Origin of the sequence: Victivallis lenta (assembly GCF_009695545.1) — a bacterium.
Lineage (GTDB): Bacteria > Verrucomicrobiota > Lentisphaeria > Victivallales > Victivallaceae > Victivallis > Victivallis lenta.
The window spans coordinates 58,664-74,931 of sequence record NZ_VUNS01000011.1; the positions used below are offsets into that span (position 1 = coordinate 58,664).

Consider the following 16,268-nt stretch of genomic DNA (forward strand, 5'->3'; position numbering starts at 1 on the left):
ATGATGAGCAGTACAGTGGTAGGACATAAGTTTGACACGCCGGTTTCGATGGCCGGTTATCCGTTGAAACGACGGGACGAAAACGGAATCTGGCAGAAAGAAGAGCGTTTCCGCATTCAGACCGGTTTGCAGGGAAATTACATTCCGGCGCATGGAAGTACCAATTCCGAAGGGATGGTAATCAATGGAGTTGAAATCAATGAAGGTTTGGAGGGCTTTCCGGGAATCAGCGAAGTTGCATTGACATGGAAATATCCGGACATCAATTCGACATGGAACGGATCGAGCAATGAATATGGAACGACCTACGAATCTGACGCGACCCGCGCCGAAAAACGTATCGAAGAACACCCGGATTGGCCGACATTGAGCGCCGACGACCAGACAACACTAAAAGGAGCTTTTTCAACGTTCGTACTTGTTACAATCACTTACCGGAAAATTCAGAAAAAGAAAAAGTCATCGTTCCGGTTTACCGAAGAAGAAATTGTCGGCAATGTGAACCAGACGGAAGCGCCGTCAGGATTGAGCGGCGCGACTGCTGCCAAGTGGATGAATTACGGAAAAAGTATCCGGTTCATTAAGGGGGATTCGGTCGAAATAACCGAAAGTTGGCAATATGACTGGTTCAACTGGAAAGGAGCCGTTACGCCGACCATGAAACTGACCGATATTGTAAGTTGGGTGAAAAGGAAAAAATAAGATGTTGACTCCGCCTTTGGTGCCGCGCTCTGGCGACCCTCTGGAAGCGTCCTGGGCCGCGCAATTGATTCAATGGATCAAAGATGCAGTTATACCGCGCAGCGACGGTGTAACGACCCGTGTTGACGGGAATATCATTACTGCGCTCGGCGGAAGTGGAGAAGCCGTTACGCAGAACATTGAACCGAATGTTCCTGTTAGAATCAATGGTGGAAATTCCCTGTCCGGTTATGCTGTCACGGTTTTCGGTAACGGGCTTGACCAGCCGGCAACAGGACAAGCAACTTTGTTTTTGGTTCAGACAAATTTACAGGCCGATGCACTGTTGCCGGGGGAAATTGTGCTTGCAAGTCGCAGCTATATGCAGGTTATCGGGGGCTGATTATGGCATATATTCTGTTGAAACCGCCGGTTCCCTATTTCAAGATCAAGGGACCGAATGGCGTGGAAACTGTGGAATATGCTTCAATATGCAACGATTACACAATGCCATACGTCCAAACAAACGGCAGCTTAGTGCATTACAAATCATCATATTGGGGTGGGCGTTACGTGTTGAGCCAGCTTCGCTATCTTTACCCGGCGTTATCGGTAAATGGTAGTTTTTATCCGTGGTACTTCACTGGGAAAGAAACATATCAATATACGAGTTGTCCAGATATCCCGGACAATTCCAGTTGGAGCGCCAGTTATTGGGGAACCATCGGCGAAATGGATATTACAATGCAAAGCCCGTATCCCGGCTTTTCTGATGCTATGGCCGGAAGTACAATCCGGATACCGGTTGAATTTATCAAAAAATTCAACGACGGTAATTTCGTCTGCGATGCTGAAATGATCGGAGAAACGACAACGCCGGTTATCGTATATCTGAATGTGGAGGCATATTTGCTGGATAACGAGCGGTACGGCAGCAAAGACTATGATTTTGAACGGAAAGCCAGTGAGGAGGAACGCGCCGGTCTGTATCGCTGGTGTGCAGTGAGAAACGGCCAGAAATATGAAAATGCGGCACCGTATGCGATTGGCAATCCGGTACATGGAATCACATCCGGTAAACTGAAAGAGAAGTTTGCTGGCGGTTTCTGGAATGGGGGGAATGGCGGCTATTCCAATATTTCCGGCGTTACCGAAGATGGAAAGCTGATCGGGACTGTCAGTTTCCGGCAAACCAATATTCAGTTAGAGGTTGATTCGCCGTTGATTTATCAGGCATTCCAGAACGCCAATGCAGCAGGAACAAAATTTGAAATACCGTGGCTGCAAAATGGCGTACAATACTTTATCGGGCTGTCCCCGGCTGATTTCACCAGCATCGAAGTATTGCAGCAGTTGAAAGGTCCGGTTTACGCTTTTTCCGGTTACATCAACAGCGATTTCGGCAATATGAAAACCACTTGGACCGGGGTAAATCTGAAGGACGGTGGCGCTTCCGGTGAAACGCTGATTACTGATTATGTCGGTCACACGTTGCGCTCGTATCATAATTGGGAAAGCACTCCCGGAAAATCTCCCGTTTACCTGGCCAATATCCAACAATTCAAGGTTTGATATGTTGCTTTCTACACGATGTGCATTCAATTTGCAGCGGTATAATATTTCCCAGACGCTGTTTTTGTACCTGGAACGCCGAAAGGGGCAAAAAGATCGCGGTTGGATCGGCAATACGGATAATGGTGTTTTCTGGCCGCTTGATCAATATTTTGCCGATGTGTGCCGCGGAAGTTATCTGTTGGAACGGAACGGCAGATATTACCGTTTCATTGCGGATGACGAAACCGCCCGGCGGCGGATCGGTAACAACAACTTTTACAAGGGACAGCAGAATTACGATTGCAAGGAACTTGGCTTGACCTTGCGGAATTGCAGCAATCAGGCGGATCGCTACCACACGGCGACCGGTTGGACGCTTGTGCCGACCGCGCATAAGTGGGACAATGTTTTTTATACTGCGGATTATACACAAAAATACGACCCCTACAACAGTCGGTATTGGCCGGTTGTCATGGATGAAAATTGCTGGTTGTACAATCAAAACAGTAACCGCTATGAAAATGTAGCGAAGAAAGACCCGTTTACGCAGGTGGTATACAACAATACCGGAACAGGATATTATGCAGTTGCCACCGGCACGGACAAGAAAAAGTATTTAAAGTGGATGAATCCATTTTCAAAATATATTGAATTGCCGCCGCCGCCCGGTTACGGGGAACAGGAGTTGTATGATAGTATCGGCGTTCCATACTGGCAGGATACGAGCGACGAAAACAGTTATATCACGATTACGCGAAATTACCTGGCTGACGGGACATGGGAACCGCTGTGCCTTTCCTCTTATCCCGGCAATATCGATGCCGCGTTAGGCGTGACGGGCTTTTATTCCTTTTGGTATAAAGATGAGGTAATCTATTGGGGGGATTCGGTCGATTCGGCAACCTATTTCCGTTGCGGACAGTCGCTTGAAAATTATACGGATTTGGTTTTCGAGCTGGTCAAAGACAAAAATGACAAGCGGGAATTCAAGCGCAGCCGGATTGTTGTTGAATTCAAGGGTTCCAGCTATAACATTGATTCAATTATCGGCCGGAGCAGCTATAAAGAAACGTTTTACATTGCGGGTACGGGTGTGGTGTTATGAAAATATTCGGGATTGATGAAACGTTGGATTGGTCAGAAGAGGCGCTGAACCCGCGTGACTGCCGTTATTGGAACTGGTTATGGGCAGCATTGCAGGAACGTTGCGCGGTGATTCAGCGCAACGATTTACAATCAAGCATCAAGCAGATGGGAGAACCGTTTACGCCCGGTTGTCCGATGAACTTCAACAAAATCGATATGCTGGAAACCAGTTTGATTACCGCCGCGCAAAACTATGCGTCACCGGACTATATCAATGATGACATGATCGGGGATCAAAATATCTGGCTGCGTTCCCCATTGTATTCGTATAATGATTTGTGCAATGAATGCGGCTATCATTTCGGCATGTATTCGGCGCGCTGGATGAGACCGGCTGCGTTAAAACATAAAATGCTGATGCTGAAAAAGCTGGTTCAAATGATGCGGTATTATTGGGATGACAGCAACATGTGCGGGACGGTGGAAAATCCGAATATTGCGATTCACATGAAGCGTACCGACCCGAATAAAATCACGTCATATCCGATTACGTTTCATGACGCAATCACCAAGACCACAGATTATTACGAGACCGGCTTTTTCGGTTTCGGCCTGATGTATAAATACGTTGTTGCAAATCAAGGCAACATCAATTGGAGCGCATATGGGACGTGTGAAATTACCGCGAAATTCAACCGGTACTGCTACGCATTCGATTATGTACTATACGTAATCAGCAGCCAATGCAAATTCAACAATCCGGGCGGCGGGTGGGGGGTGAACGGGAACTATAAAGATAACCTTTACCCGTGGGAGCCGGATAAGAAAGTGTGGGAACTTGCTGCCGGATCATGGCCGGCCGGAGAACGCTTTTTCTATCATGCCGACATGCCGCCGGAGAAATGGCCGGGCAAGCGGATTACTGCCCCGGAAACAATCAGACAAGAAGCTGTACAATACGTATATGCGGACGTTTACGGGTTGCTTGACTTTAAAAAATCCATGACTTATTTTTGACGTTTCGCCCCCTCCTAAAAAGGGGGCTTTTTCATGTTGTATGCCAACGTGGATACCAAACATTTCGTTCCGATTCCCGGTAATAACAATGTACAGCAGCCGGAGCAGCGGGACCAGATTATCTATGGGATGCGTGTCGCACTTCGGTTCAAGTTCTGCAATGACGACGGAACGCCGTTTGTCCTGAATGATTCTGATACGTTCTGTTGCGGCGGCGATATCAATTTCATCCATGACGATGATTTGATGTTTTACGCCGGGCACGATGATTGCCGGATCGTGTCGGCGGCGGATGGGGAAATCGAAGTCATGGTTGATTCGACTTCCGATGTGTTCGGGGCCAAAGCTAACCATAGCAATACCCTGATGTATATTCAGGTGAAGCGACACCGCGCCGGCGACCTCTTGGGCGAAACACTGTTGCAGGATACTGTTTATGCACAACCGGCAGTCATGACAACCGAGGGTGCGCCGACTGCCGCACAGCCGGAGTACACACCGACTGCCGGAATGCTGGCAATCATGCGCGCCGGAGAGGAAACGCAATTCGCTGTTGCTGCTGATGCGCCGGATTCGGAATGGAGCGGAGACGCGACCGCGGAAAGCCGTTGGAAGCGCTCGCGCAATCGTGCTGCCGGCGGGGAATGGAGCGACCCGGAACCGTTGCTCGGCGGACCGCAGGGCGACACCGGGCCGAAAGGCGACAAGGGCGACAAGGGCGACAAAGGCGATATCGGACCACAGGGGCCGAAAGGGGAACCGGGCAAGGACGGTGCAGACGGTGCAGACGGTGCAGACGGTGCAGACGGTGCAGACGGTGCCAGTTTCTATACCTACATTGCTTATGCGACCGCCGCGACCGGCGCAGGCTTCTCATTGTCTCCGTCCGGCAGGAAATACCGTGCCGAGATCGTTTCACCCGTGCCGCTGGACCCGCCGCAATTGGGTGACTTCTCCGGAGCTGAATGGGTGAAATTTGCGGGCGATGACGGTAAGAATTTTCAGGAAATCGCGGTTGCCGACACCGGACAGTCTGTTACGGCGGTTACTCGTATTGTGTTTGAAAATGCGACGGTCCGCGCCGGCGTGGACGGGGAAGTCATTGTCAGCATGAATGCACCCGGTCTGATGAACGCGGCGTTTACCGGGTACAGCCAGCTTAACGGCCGGACGAAATTGTCCGCCTGGATCAATGGCGGCGGCAGCGCCGGCGGCGGCAATTCCTCGATGTATGACAACTGCGACGCGCCGTTGCAGGTGGCAGCAGCGGCCAAAACCAATTATTCAATCTTCAAGGGGGAACTATGATTTTTTCCAATATCGATTTTGCAGTCGTCTATGTTGACCCGTCGAGAGAGACAGCCGGCGACGGCAGCACTCCGGAAACAGCGTTGAAAGACCTGCCGGCGACACTAGCGGAATTTGCGGACGGAACTTGTTACCTGATTCGGCGGACTGCCGCGGGCGCGTGCGTCATGCCCTCCGGGACCCGTTCGGATATTCTGAATCTGATCGTTGCTGGAATGCCGAAACCGGATGATTTGCTTTATGACATCGTTCCGGATGCAGCAAAAAGCGCCTGGGGAATGGACAGCGCCGAACATGCGAACGTCAAGAATATATCAGGCTCATCCGCCAGTTTCGGGAAAATTCGCAACTTTCTACTGCATCGGGTTTACCTGTTCCGGGAGAACTCAACCGCCAATTCGTATATTTTTAACTTCACGGAATCAAGCAGCTTTTACGCGAATTTCCTGTTTCAGCATTGCCGGTTCGGATATGCCGGCTATGAGTTGGATGCGGCAGACTTCACGACCGCAGCGCCCTACAACGCCGCGCGGATGTGCAACTATATCGGGATATATTACGCGAATTTGTGCAGCATGACCGATTGCGCGATGAATTTTGACGCTTACGCACACGGTATCTACTGTTACTATGCGAAAATCGTGCAGGTTGAAAACGTGGCAATTCAGGCGTTGGCGACCTCCCGCAGTAACAGTTACCGCGCGCTGTGCCTGTCAGACCGGCAGGAAGGCGGAATCGAAGCGACGGTTCGCGGCCTGACTGCGAATATCTGGTTCAACGGAACGGCGCAGTATGTGCCGTGTCTGCTGCAATTGATGGACTACCAGCAATCAGATATTTCCGAAATTACCGTGACGATGAACAAGGCGCTGGACGAAAACCGGCCGGCCTCGCTTATCATGTACGGATATATGTTCTATTTCTACTATCTGCGCGATTTTTCAGTCACGGATGTTTCGATCAGTCTGCCGCACCTATGGAATATTCAATCCGGGGCATCTGTTTTCCGAATGGAACGTTGCTATACCTGTTCGCAGGTCCCCGGATGCGTGCACGAAGTGCGGAACCTGGCGGTTACGCTGGCGGAGGCGGACGGTATCGGGGAATCGAACAGTTATGATGAAGTCAAAAGTTCAAGCAACAGCAGCTATCAAGCCGTCTACCTTGACTTCCGGCAGACCGAAACATCGAATTACTGGAAAGCCGTGGAGGTTGAAAATATCACGGTCAAGCATCCGCGCGGGCGGGCGCTTTATGCGGCGTACTGCCGGCTTGGAAACTGCACCCTGTCCGGTACGGCGGTATTCGTGGCGGCGCTGGCGGATGTCAATTCCCTGTCTAGTTGGTTTCCGGGCTATGCGCTTTATGCGTGCGACAGCTCGACGGTTCGCGTGCGGAATCTGGCGGTCAACCTGTCGAATCCTACCTATCCGGCCTTATCCGGGGACCCGGCAATCGGCAGCACTTACAGCGATTATTCATTTGTTTTCGTCGATGAAAGCAACGTCGCAATCCGGCCGCTGGAAAACAACAGCGATTACCGAGGGAAAAACTACATCGGTTTTGTCGGCAATAACGAGGCGGCGGCCGGGCATTTCGTCCAGCGGAATCCGCTCGGGCTTTGCGACACCTGGAACGTGTCCAGAACCGGCGGTTCTCCGGCGTGCCTGAAACTCTGGAACAATACGTACAACAGTGAAACCGATATGATGATTTTAGGCCGGCGGCCGTTTAACGGCATGGAGCTTTTACCGGAAACGACCGGCCGTCACCGTCTGAAACTGCATATCGCTTACAAAGGCATTGCCGATGCTTCGATGCTGTATCGGCAACTGATGCTTTCCGCGACGGTACAGGGGGCGACGCAACGCCGGGTATTTTGGAGCGCCGCGGGCCAGTGGCAGGAAGATGCGGCGGCGATATGGAACAACGATTCGGATTTGACGCAAAAAATGTTGGTTTTGCCGCTGGAATGGACCGAAACGTCGGTTGTGAATGTGCGGATTTATTTCAACTGGTACAGTCCCGCCGGTTTCGTGTACATCGATCCTGCGGTCGAATTGGAACAAGTAGAACAGTAAAAAGGAGTACGGAATATGAATGAACAGGACAAGCGGGAAATCGGTGAAATCGTAGCGGCGGCCATCGTGCAGCATGGCGGTTGCCCGCACGGAGTGAATGCCGCGACCGCACACGAACTGATCGATTTTGCAACGACCTGGCGACATTGCAAGCGTACCGCTATCGGTGCATTTATCGTTACGCTGATCGGCGCGGCCGGTACTGCGATTTGGGCGGGGGTGAAAGCGCTGGCGCACGTCGGAACGCCGCTGTTCCTGCTGGCCGGAGCGCTGCTGCTGGCGGCGGGCTGCAGCACGGACAAGCTGGTCGAATCGGTCAGTCAAAAAAGCGTCAGCCTGAAAGGTTATGGCGCGGTCAACCTGATTGACACCGGCTATAATCCGGCGACCGGCACGACTACGCCGTCGCTGAATTCCATTGTCGGCAGCACCCATTACAAAAGTACGATTGTGGCGCGGCCGGAGGGGACCGAAACGCCGGATTACATCGACTATGCGCGGGAGGAAAGCGCAAGTTTCTGGAACTCGAAAGCCAAAAGCACGACGACCAGTTTCACGATTACGGCATCCGGCAAAGAGGCGATGCAGTTCTATTTGATGAAAATTGCGGAAATGGAACGGCAACGGGACACGGCAGCGACCGCCGCGGAAAAATAGCCGGAGGCAGGATGATTTATGACCTTGAGAAAAAGCGCTTGGTCGAAGGCCGTCCGACCCTGCGCTATTCGGATAAGCTTGAAAAGTGGGAAATCGCGTTTTCCGGCAGGACGGTTTCACAACAGGCAATTATCTGGCGTGCTGCCGTGGCGCTTGACTATAAGGCAGAGAATGTGTTAATCCGGATTGATGACCGCCACATCATCCGACTTGGGAATATGGTCCGGCTGCTGATCGATACGCTGTACCTGCCGTTTTTGGCTGCGGTCGATGCGCGGCCGGAGGGGAAAACGTTGTATTTTGCACTGTACGGCATGGATGCAAACAGCAGGACGGTGGAATATATCGAGTTTCCAGTGTTGGGGCTTCCGGCGATTGACCCGCCGGGCCTGAATCCGAAGCCGCCGCAATCGGCACGGGATTATTACGACGCACACATGATTAATTACCTGTTTTGCTGCTATACCGCCGGAGAACGCAATATCTATCCGCAAAGCGGGAAAGTTGAATTTGAGTTTTCGCCGTGGGTGGCGCGTTACCGGTTGGACCTGGAAGCGAATACGCCGGCTCTTGAAGTCGTGTTCAGTACCGACACTGAACATATGCCGGAAACAAAAAGTTTCTGGTTCAACATCTGCAAACTTGGAACCGATAAAATTGCCTTTACAGATGTTCGATGGTTCGACAGGGAGAACGGGGCGGAAACCGAGACTTTGCCGCTTGATTTGAGCGCACCGGCAATGTATCGGCTGTTGTTTCACTGGCTGGATGCTTACGGCGACCAGAACGGATACTGGTACAATTGCCGCAAAGACAATAAAATCCAATTATTCACGAGGTGATGACAATGGAATGTTATGGAAAAAATTACGGGCAGATTGGGGAATGTGCCAAATGCAGACTTCACCGGTATTGCAAAACAGCCGCGGACCCGAAACTGTTGTCTGACTGCCGTACAGAAGATCAGGAATTGAGGGATATTATTATGAATAGGCGATTGGCCGAGCGGCGGGTGGTACGTTCAGTAGCGGCGGAAGAAGAGAAGCGTTACAGTCGGGCGGACATGATGGAGGTGATTGGTTTTATGGCGGCGCTTGACTTTCGTTCGCTGCAATTGGTCTGGTTGAAATTGAATTTGCCGAATGCAAATTTGAGTGAACTTGCAGAGAAGCGCGGCGTAAGCCGTCAGGCTATGCACAAAATGGTACAAAGACGGATCAAAGAAATTCCGGAACTGGAAAAATTTTTCACTTACCACAGGCGGAAACGTGCCGAGAGGAAAGTGAAAACCGCCTGAAAATCCGGAGACTATCACAGTCACCTGGTGCCCGTTCCGCCTTTCATCCTTTCGGCGGGGCGGGCGTTTTGGGAAAGCCATGTTCGATGGCATAATCGAGCGCCCGCAGGAAAAATGCGTTTGACTTCGACCATGCAGCCTCACCGGATCGGAACCGGGAAATCTGCGACTGTTGAAACCCGGTCAGTTTGGCGAACTGGTACGCCGTCATTTCGTGTTTTTTCAAAAAATCATCGATTGTCATAAATGGAATGCCCGGATTGGCCGCCGGGCGCGGAGCTGTTTGTTATTTTCGATACTATACCGCGTATTTGCTTGAGATGCAAATTACCCGTTGATTGCGTCTTTCAGCAGCCTGTCCAAGCTGCCGTCATTGAGTGAATAATAGAAATCTTTAAGGGGGGCGCTTATCACCTCTTTGCAATGAACATGGTATTCGCCTGTTCCCACAAATTCATGCGGCGTCATATCGATGTACATGATACGATACCAACCGTTGTTATGGTGGAAATCGAAATAGAATCTGTGTTTAGGGGTACAGCTCATTCTGTGAAGTTTTTCAAGAATCATATTGATCGTCTGAAGCTTTTCTGATTGTTTCATTTCTGCTTATTCCTTAATTGCGCCGGGGCGCGATGCCCGGCCAGTTACTTCCATTTACTTTTTGCGGCTTGAAATCAGGTGATCGACGATTGCTGTTTTGAGGTATAAGAGCTTGGAAAACTGTTCTTTGCGCCGCTTCCGGAGGTATTTTTCAAGCTCCATATTTTCTGTATCGACAATTTCCCGTTCGCATTCGATTATAGCTTGGTCAGCTCCCCAGATGCGTTGAATGTAATTTTCAAAGTCATTACAAAACGCTTCATCCTGAATGACACTTTCCCGATTTTCAGGACGTACCAGCAATTCAAACAGTTCGTCACGGACTTCCCCGGCTTCCGTTCGTCCTTTTTGGAGCGCCTCTTTTGCAAAGGTCAAATCGCAGGGGGTGCCGCCCATATTCAATAATACTCTTTTGGCGCTGCACTGTTTGCGTCCGGCCTTGATAAGCCGATACATCAAAACCTCAAGTTTATTTGTGAGTTCTTTTTCCATTTTATAACCTGCTTTCATTTTAATTTGGGGATAGGGGGCCGCCGGCATGTTACCGGCGGCCGGTTCAGCGTTTACCGTTCATCCGGGATGTACATTGTCATGGTCTTTACAGCCACTTCCAATGCTGCCGGATCGTTAAACGCTTCGCGGATCATTTTGATTATCCGCTTGAGCATTTCCGCTCCTCCTTGATTTTTGAACGCGGCAGGTTATATTAACCTTCGTCGCGTTCGTGGTTGACGCTTCGGGGCGACACGCCGGATTGAAGTCTGAACCACTTCACCCGGCACCTTTTTTCTATTCGATTTTCAATCAGCCTCTTTTCTCTCTCAACAATTATAATATACACTCAATACTTGCTAATATCAAGTATTGAGCATAAAAAAATTCATTTTTTCTTCAAATTTCTTTCCCCCGATATAAAAAACTCAATTCGGATTAGTTCGTTTAGGTCTTTTATGGCCCACCATCCTTCGCTCGACAAAGCCGAGCTACGGATGGCAAGCCATCCTTTTCCGCGAGCAAAGTGAGTCATCATGTTTTACGCTTACTCTATCCCCATCCCGCTGAATGCTGCATCGGAAGTACCGAAGATTTAAAATCACGCTTGATTAAGCATAGCGAAGGTGATGTCCCGCATACTTCTGAATTCACACCGTGGAAAGTGGAAGTGTATTTTGCTTTTGAAACCAGAGAGAAAGCCGCGGCATTTGAAGATGATCTCAAATCCGGCAGCGGTCATGCTTTCGCAAAGCGTCACTTTTCGTTCGAGTCGTTGATAGATTCCTTACAAAACTCGAACCGACTTTCTGAAAGTTCAAGATTCTTGGTATGAGCATGTTTATATTGGGCCACCATTTTTGCTTTTTTTACGGCGTTTTGAGCCCAAAACGAGTTCAGACCACCATTTTTATTTTTTGACCGCACATCATGCAACAAGGCGTTTGGGGTGTTCGTTGAACAGGAATTACGGCATTTTTACGGCACGATTCCGGCAAGCATAAGCTCAAGCAATTTCGGTAACGGCGGTACCGGAGTTCGTGCCCGGTTCCGTCAGGACGGCGCGAGCTGTTTTTCACGCAAAACCGCTCTTTGGAGGAAAAATTCCGGAACTTCACCTCGGGCCGTGTTTGACCGGCACTCCTTTTCGTGGTAGATTAAAACAATATCATTGTGAAAGGGAGTATTTTATGAAAAGCATCAATCTCGGCAACAGTGGACTCAAAGCCTCTGCCGTCGCGCTCGGCTGTATGCGTATCGCGGAACTCGATACCTCCGAACTGGAACAGCTGATCGATGCCAGCCTGGAAGCCGGCATCGACTTTTTCGACCATGCGGACATCTATGGCGGCGGGCGCTGCGAGGAACGGTTCGGCGAATATCTGCACACTCATCCCGATGTGCGTGACCGGATTCTCATTCAGTCCAAGTGCGGCATCCGGCCCGGCTTCTTCGACTTCTCGCTGCCGCACATCCTGCATTCGGTGGATCAGAGCCTTACCCGGCTTCAGACCGACCACCTCGATGTGCTGCTGCTCCACCGCCCGGATACACTGATGGAGCCGGAAGAGGTCGCTGAAGCCTTCACCCGTCTGCACCAGTCCGGCAAAGTGCGCTATTTCGGCGTCAGCAACCAGAATCCGTCGCAAATGGCACTGCTTCAGAAATATGTGCCGTTCAAGCTGATCGTCGACCAGCTCCAGTTCGGCCCCGCTCATACGCCGCTGGTCGATTCCGGACTGAATGTGAATATCAAAAGTCCTCTCGGCACCATGTACGATGGCGGCGTCCTCGAATATTGCCGACTCAATGAAATCACCATCCAGACCTGGTCGCCGTTCCTGTTCGGCTTTTTCGAAGGGGTATTCCTGACCTCGGAACGTTATGCCGGGCTGACCCAGACCCTCGGCCGGATCGGTGAACGTTACCAGCTCAGCCCCGGAGCGGCGGCGGTCGCATGGGTTGCGCGCCATCCGGCGAAGATCCAGACCATCATCGGCTCGACCAAACCGCAGCGGGTTCGCGAGAATACGCGCGGCGCTGATGTGGAGCTGACTCGCGAGGAGTGGTACGAAATCTACCGGGCGGCAGGCAATCGCTTACCGTAAGTTGAATTGTCTCAGGGAAGATGAGGTAGTGAATGCCGCTTCCTTCCGAGACTTGAAAAATTCGTTATTTTGAGGATGAGAGAAGATTTCCGGAAATCCTCAGGATGCTCCGCCATTTATTACTCTTGGACGAACGCGGCGGGTGTTTGAAGAAGAACCGGCCGTGTTCGTTTTTTCATTTTCACGGCAGTTTCGCCTGTGGGATGCGGATATGACTCCGACACCGGCGGCGGGCCGGTGCGGAGTGTCGGATCATAAACGCTCCGCCGGAGCGATTTCCACGCAGGTGACGGAATTGAGTTCCGGTTCCAGATCGATCAGCAGTTTGTCTCCGGAGAAGCGAAACTTTGTTACCGGTTCGGATTTCATCTCGCCGGCCTGCCGAAACGGCGTCACGTCAGGATGCGCGGTTATTGTGGGAGAGCCCGCCTCCCAGTAGGCCGCATGGGAGTTGGCGTGGCGGCTGTCGACGCGGATCAGCCGCGGAGCGATATTCCGGGAACGCCCGGTCCAGTCAAGCTCCAGGCGGAGCTTGGCTGCAGCGGTTTCTTCAGGCCGGCGTTCGTCGAAGGTGGTCAGCAGCACCCGGACCGTGCCGGTTTCGTCGACTCCGGCAATCGCGTCGAACGGATCGTTGGAGGAATTCACCGGCAGCCTCCGGCAGCCTTCGAAGCGGTTCAGGAGCGTCAGGGCGTTCAATACCGGCTTCGGAATCGCCGTTTTGGTGAAAAGGCCGAGACCTCCCTCAAAATGATGGTTGTTTCCTGTCCAGAGATGATCGCAGACGGCGAAAAAATAGGCGCGGGCCACCTTTTCATCCAGAAAAATCCGATTCGCCTTGACGAAGAACGCGGCATTGGTGACGGTATCGAGCCGGGAGTCGCTCATGGTGCTGGCATTGTACTCGGTAATGTATATCGGACGATTTTCCATCGGAGGGTATTCCGACGCAATCCGGCGCATCCGGCCGACGTCTCCGGCGAAGGTTCCCATGGAACCGATGAACCCGGCGTAAAGATGCAGCGACAATGCGTCGATTGCATCCAGTTTCCCGATGGCGCGCGCCTTTTCCAGGCAGCTGAAGAACCAGGGGGTCACTCCTGCCGCGCTCATGGTGCCGATCTGCAGCCTGATGTCGTGCTTTCGTTCAATCTCGGTCAGCGCATCCAGATATGCACCGAAGATTTCGGCGAATTCAGCTTCCGTTCCCTTGAAAAAATAACTTGCATTGGGTTCGTTCCAGCATTCGAAGGTCCATTCTGCGACGCATGCTTTTCCATACCGGTCAATCCAGTGGCCGACAACGGCCTGAAGAATGTTTCTCCAGATTTTCAGATCCCGGGGGGGATAAGGATGCGCGTAGACGTAATCATCGGGTCCCGGCATCACCGATAACTGGTTCGGAGTCGTTTCCACCGTCACCGTAAGCTGATAACCCAGCTCCCTGACGACATAGTCGAAGGTTTTGTCGAGCAGGGAATAGTCCAGTTCGAAGCTGCCGTCCGGCGCAATGCTCTTCACCAGGCGCTGCCCCTGCATGAATTCGCGCAGCCGCAGGTGGCGGACTCCGATTCTGCGGAGCTCCCTGAGGGCATGACGCATCGGCTTCTGGGCCGCATCGCCGGCAAAGGACATATCGGCGCATTGCCAGATCGGTGAAAACACCTCGCCCGGCTTTCCGGTTCCGATCCGGATTTTCCCCCCTTCGGCCCGATAGGGAGGCCGCACGGCGGCTTCTCCCCGGCGGATCACGGAAACGGCTCCGAGCCGGACCGTCCCTGTCGCTCCGGGAAAAATGCGCGACGCGATGGCGAAACTTTCCGTATTACGCGGCCAGCTGTCCGGTTCGAACGTCCGGCAATAGTATTTCCAGGGCAGGGCGCCCGCCTGAATCGGAGTCAGGTCGATGTGGCTGATCTCCTTCCCTTTCCGGTCAAACAGGAGAATCTGGACACAGGCGTAAGCCCATTCGGGCTGCCCCGCTCCTTTGCGCAGGTTCTCCTGCATTCCCCAGAGTCCGATCGTAAGCTGCTCGCCGCGATAGGCGAACCGGGGGGAAACGATCGTTCCCGCATCGGTCATTTCGAGCAGTTTCCCCCGGAAATGGCCGGTGTCGGAAAGAATGCGGCTCTTTCCGCTTTCCACCAGCCAATGGTCCCTTCCGAGTTCATTTTGAAAAAACGGGTCTCCGTTGATCGTGATTCCGTCCCCGGCCGCCAGTTTTATTTCCAGTGCTCTCAGGCGTGCTTTCTTCCCTGGGGCGCCGGAAATCTCGAGCCGGAAGCCGTCGCTCCCGGCGGGAGAATCGGCGACGGGAATGCGGAAGAGGAAGTTTCCGTCCTTTTCCGTCTGAACGGAACGGATTCCGACTTCGGTTCCCGGATCGCGGTGATTTCCGCCGCGGAGAAAATGAATCCGCAGCGTCAGGTTCCCGGCGGCAATGCCCCTCACTTCCAGCTCGCCGGGCGTCAGGGGAAAGTATGGCGTGACAACCGAACTGCCGGCTGAAAGCGAAAGTTCTCCATCCCGGACGGTCGTTTCTCCCCCCTGCGGAGACAGTATCTCGTTCCAGCCGGGGCGGGAGAAATCCATCTTCAAGTGAATCAATTCCGCGGCACCGGCAATCAGCATCGAGCCCAGCAGCGCCGAAACAAGGATCAGTTTCTTCATCATCGCGGATCGTCCATCATGTCTTTTTCTATTTCGTTGACGGCCAGCGAAGGCACATGCCCGTCGGCGAAGAGGCAGTTCATCATCCGGGCATGAAGAAAAGCACCGTAAAGCCGCAGTTCGGTATATTTGAGCGAAGCCCCGTCGGCAGGCACGATCGTGCCGCCTCCGGTCCGGAAAGAGTACTCCATGACCAGAAGCTGGTGCGCCGGGCGCTTCAGCGTATCGAGTTTGAAGAAGTCATCAGTGCTGTACCAGCCGTTCTTGCCCCATTGGCTGTTGCCGACCCGGCAGTAGGTGGCTGCCGCCTGAGCGGGGTCGGCGGCTTCGGCTGCTCCGGTCGGACAGAGCATGATCCCTTTCACTCCCGCCCGGACCGGCGGAATGTAACCCAGCAGTTCCAGATTCCAGAACCAGTATACGGAAGGAGTGTAACCGTCAATCCACCAGCGCAGAATATAAGAGTCGTAATCGCCCTTGTACTGCTCGATTCCAAGGCCGAGCTGTTTCAGGTTGTTGGTGCAGCTGATCGTGCGGGCTCTTTCCCGCGCCTGGTTCATCGCCGGCAGCAGCATCGCAGCCAGTATGGCGATGATTGCAATGACAACCAGCAGTTCAATCAGCGTGAAGAGACGTTTCATGTTCATTCCTTTCAACCTGTTAAGTTTTTCTTGGCTATCGCATTCATTCCGAAAAAATGTACAAGGCTCCGGA

General features: G+C 52.3%; 17 protein-coding genes. 12 read left to right on the plus strand and 5 right to left on the minus strand.

All coding sequences use genetic code 11. From position 1 onward, the window contains the following. From FYJ85_RS11335 to FYJ85_RS11380, 10 genes are read left to right on the plus strand one after another with little or no spacing between them, the layout of a single operon-like run. On the plus strand, positions 1–702 hold the full coding sequence (locus tag FYJ85_RS11335) for a hypothetical protein (RefSeq protein WP_154418619.1): 702 nt from the start codon (positions 1–3) through the stop codon (positions 700–702). 1 nt (position 703) lies between these two features. Continuing rightward, on the plus strand, positions 704–1,084 hold the full coding sequence (locus FYJ85_RS11340) for a hypothetical protein (protein WP_154418621.1): 381 nt from the start codon (positions 704–706) through the stop codon (positions 1,082–1,084). Between the two features lie 2 nt (positions 1,085–1,086). Then, complete coding sequence (locus FYJ85_RS11345; RefSeq protein WP_154418623.1) at positions 1,087–2,253, plus strand: hypothetical protein; 1,167 nt, start codon at positions 1,087–1,089, stop codon at positions 2,251–2,253. 1 nt (position 2,254) lies between these two features. After that, on the plus strand, positions 2,255–3,340 hold the full coding sequence (locus FYJ85_RS11350; RefSeq protein ID WP_154418625.1) for a hypothetical protein: 1,086 nt from the start codon (positions 2,255–2,257) through the stop codon (positions 3,338–3,340). Beyond that, the gene (locus FYJ85_RS11355) at positions 3,337–4,338 is read left to right on the plus strand and encodes a hypothetical protein (RefSeq protein WP_154418627.1); all 1,002 of its coding nucleotides are present in this window, start codon (positions 3,337–3,339) and stop codon (positions 4,336–4,338) included. The genes FYJ85_RS11350 and FYJ85_RS11355 overlap by 4 nt, the downstream gene beginning before the upstream one ends. 33 nt (positions 4,339–4,371) lie before the next feature. Continuing rightward, positions 4,372–5,646: a hypothetical protein gene (locus tag FYJ85_RS23125; protein ID WP_235903183.1), complete on the plus strand. Its 1,275-nt coding sequence runs from the start codon at positions 4,372–4,374 to the stop codon at positions 5,644–5,646. After that, positions 5,643–7,727, plus strand: a complete 2,085-nt coding sequence (locus tag FYJ85_RS11365) for a hypothetical protein (RefSeq protein WP_154418629.1) — start codon at positions 5,643–5,645, stop codon at positions 7,725–7,727. Before FYJ85_RS23125 ends, FYJ85_RS11365 begins: the two co-directional genes overlap by 4 nt. A gap of 15 nt (positions 7,728–7,742) precedes the next feature. Next, positions 7,743–8,384 carry a hypothetical protein gene (locus FYJ85_RS11370; protein ID WP_154418631.1) on the plus strand — a complete coding sequence of 214 codons (642 nt, stop codon included), beginning with the start codon at positions 7,743–7,745 and terminating at the stop codon, positions 8,382–8,384. Positions 8,385–8,395: 11 nt separating this feature from the next. Then, positions 8,396–9,226, plus strand: a complete 831-nt coding sequence (locus FYJ85_RS11375) for a hypothetical protein (RefSeq protein ID WP_154418633.1) — start codon at positions 8,396–8,398, stop codon at positions 9,224–9,226. 5 nt (positions 9,227–9,231) lie between these two features. Next, positions 9,232–9,681, plus strand: a complete 450-nt coding sequence (locus FYJ85_RS11380) for a hypothetical protein (RefSeq protein ID WP_154418635.1) — start codon at positions 9,232–9,234, stop codon at positions 9,679–9,681. A gap of 43 nt (positions 9,682–9,724) precedes the next feature. Here the strand turns inward: FYJ85_RS11380 and FYJ85_RS11385 are convergent, their stop codons facing one another. The 3 genes from FYJ85_RS11385 to FYJ85_RS11395 all read right to left on the minus strand — a co-directional run bounded on the left by FYJ85_RS11385 (position 9,725) and on the right by FYJ85_RS11395 (position 10,776). Continuing rightward, a complete protein-coding gene (locus tag FYJ85_RS11385) occupies positions 9,725–9,925 on the minus strand; it encodes a helix-turn-helix domain-containing protein (RefSeq protein ID WP_154418637.1) in 201 nt (66 codons plus the stop codon). An 83-nt stretch (positions 9,926–10,008) separates the two neighbouring features. Then, the gene (locus FYJ85_RS11390; protein WP_154418639.1) at positions 10,009–10,284 is read right to left on the minus strand and encodes a hypothetical protein; all 276 of its coding nucleotides are present in this window, start codon (positions 10,282–10,284) and stop codon (positions 10,009–10,011) included. 54 nt (positions 10,285–10,338) lie between these two features. Then, positions 10,339–10,776 (minus strand): hypothetical protein, encoded by a 438-nt coding sequence (locus FYJ85_RS11395; protein WP_154418641.1) that lies wholly within the window; start codon positions 10,774–10,776, stop codon positions 10,339–10,341. Between the two features lie 526 nt (positions 10,777–11,302). On the opposite strand from FYJ85_RS11395, the gene FYJ85_RS24420 reads away from it, so the two are divergent. Together FYJ85_RS24420 and FYJ85_RS11405 are read left to right on the plus strand one after the other, a co-directional pair. Then, on the plus strand, positions 11,303–11,611 hold the full coding sequence (locus tag FYJ85_RS24420; RefSeq protein ID WP_206213126.1) for a GIY-YIG nuclease family protein: 309 nt from the start codon (positions 11,303–11,305) through the stop codon (positions 11,609–11,611). Positions 11,612–11,966: 355 nt separating this feature from the next. Next, the gene (locus FYJ85_RS11405) at positions 11,967–12,884 is read left to right on the plus strand and encodes an aldo/keto reductase (RefSeq protein ID WP_154418643.1); all 918 of its coding nucleotides are present in this window, start codon (positions 11,967–11,969) and stop codon (positions 12,882–12,884) included. A gap of 252 nt (positions 12,885–13,136) precedes the next feature. Here the strand turns inward: FYJ85_RS11405 and FYJ85_RS11410 are convergent, their stop codons facing one another. Together FYJ85_RS11410 and FYJ85_RS11415 are read right to left on the minus strand one after the other, a co-directional pair. Beyond that, complete coding sequence (locus tag FYJ85_RS11410; protein WP_154418645.1) at positions 13,137–15,557, minus strand: GH39 family glycosyl hydrolase; 2,421 nt, start codon at positions 15,555–15,557, stop codon at positions 13,137–13,139. Beyond that, complete coding sequence (locus tag FYJ85_RS11415) at positions 15,554–16,195, minus strand: DUF1559 family PulG-like putative transporter (protein ID WP_154418743.1); 642 nt, start codon at positions 16,193–16,195, stop codon at positions 15,554–15,556. Before FYJ85_RS11415 ends, FYJ85_RS11410 begins: the two co-directional genes overlap by 4 nt. Positions 16,196–16,268 lie beyond the last annotated feature (73 nt).

Coding starts and splice junctions, on each gene's coding strand:
- FYJ85_RS11335 (WP_154418619.1), top strand. CDS start 1: ATGATGAGCAGTACAGTGGTAGGACATAAGTTTGACACGCCGGTTTCG.
- FYJ85_RS11340 (WP_154418621.1), top strand. CDS start 704: ATGTTGACTCCGCCTTTGGTGCCGCGCTCTGGCGACCCTCTGGAAGCG.
- FYJ85_RS11345 (WP_154418623.1), top strand. CDS start 1,087: ATGGCATATATTCTGTTGAAACCGCCGGTTCCCTATTTCAAGATCAAG.
- FYJ85_RS11350 (WP_154418625.1), top strand. CDS start 2,255: ATGTTGCTTTCTACACGATGTGCATTCAATTTGCAGCGGTATAATATT.
- FYJ85_RS11355 (WP_154418627.1), top strand. CDS start 3,337: ATGAAAATATTCGGGATTGATGAAACGTTGGATTGGTCAGAAGAGGCG.
- FYJ85_RS23125 (WP_235903183.1), top strand. CDS start 4,372: ATGTTGTATGCCAACGTGGATACCAAACATTTCGTTCCGATTCCCGGT.
- FYJ85_RS11365 (WP_154418629.1), top strand. CDS start 5,643: ATGATTTTTTCCAATATCGATTTTGCAGTCGTCTATGTTGACCCGTCG.
- FYJ85_RS11370 (WP_154418631.1), top strand. CDS start 7,743: ATGAATGAACAGGACAAGCGGGAAATCGGTGAAATCGTAGCGGCGGCC.
- FYJ85_RS11375 (WP_154418633.1), top strand. CDS start 8,396: ATGATTTATGACCTTGAGAAAAAGCGCTTGGTCGAAGGCCGTCCGACC.
- FYJ85_RS11380 (WP_154418635.1), top strand. CDS start 9,232: ATGGAATGTTATGGAAAAAATTACGGGCAGATTGGGGAATGTGCCAAA.
- FYJ85_RS11385 (WP_154418637.1), bottom strand. CDS start 9,925: ATGACAATCGATGATTTTTTGAAAAAACACGAAATGACGGCGTACCAG.
- FYJ85_RS11390 (WP_154418639.1), bottom strand. CDS start 10,284: ATGAAACAATCAGAAAAGCTTCAGACGATCAATATGATTCTTGAAAAA.
- FYJ85_RS11395 (WP_154418641.1), bottom strand. CDS start 10,776: ATGGAAAAAGAACTCACAAATAAACTTGAGGTTTTGATGTATCGGCTT.
- FYJ85_RS11405 (WP_154418643.1), top strand. CDS start 11,967: ATGAAAAGCATCAATCTCGGCAACAGTGGACTCAAAGCCTCTGCCGTC.
- FYJ85_RS11410 (WP_154418645.1), bottom strand. CDS start 15,557: ATGATGAAGAAACTGATCCTTGTTTCGGCGCTGCTGGGCTCGATGCTG.
- FYJ85_RS11415 (WP_154418743.1), bottom strand. CDS start 16,195: ATGAAACGTCTCTTCACGCTGATTGAACTGCTGGTTGTCATTGCAATC.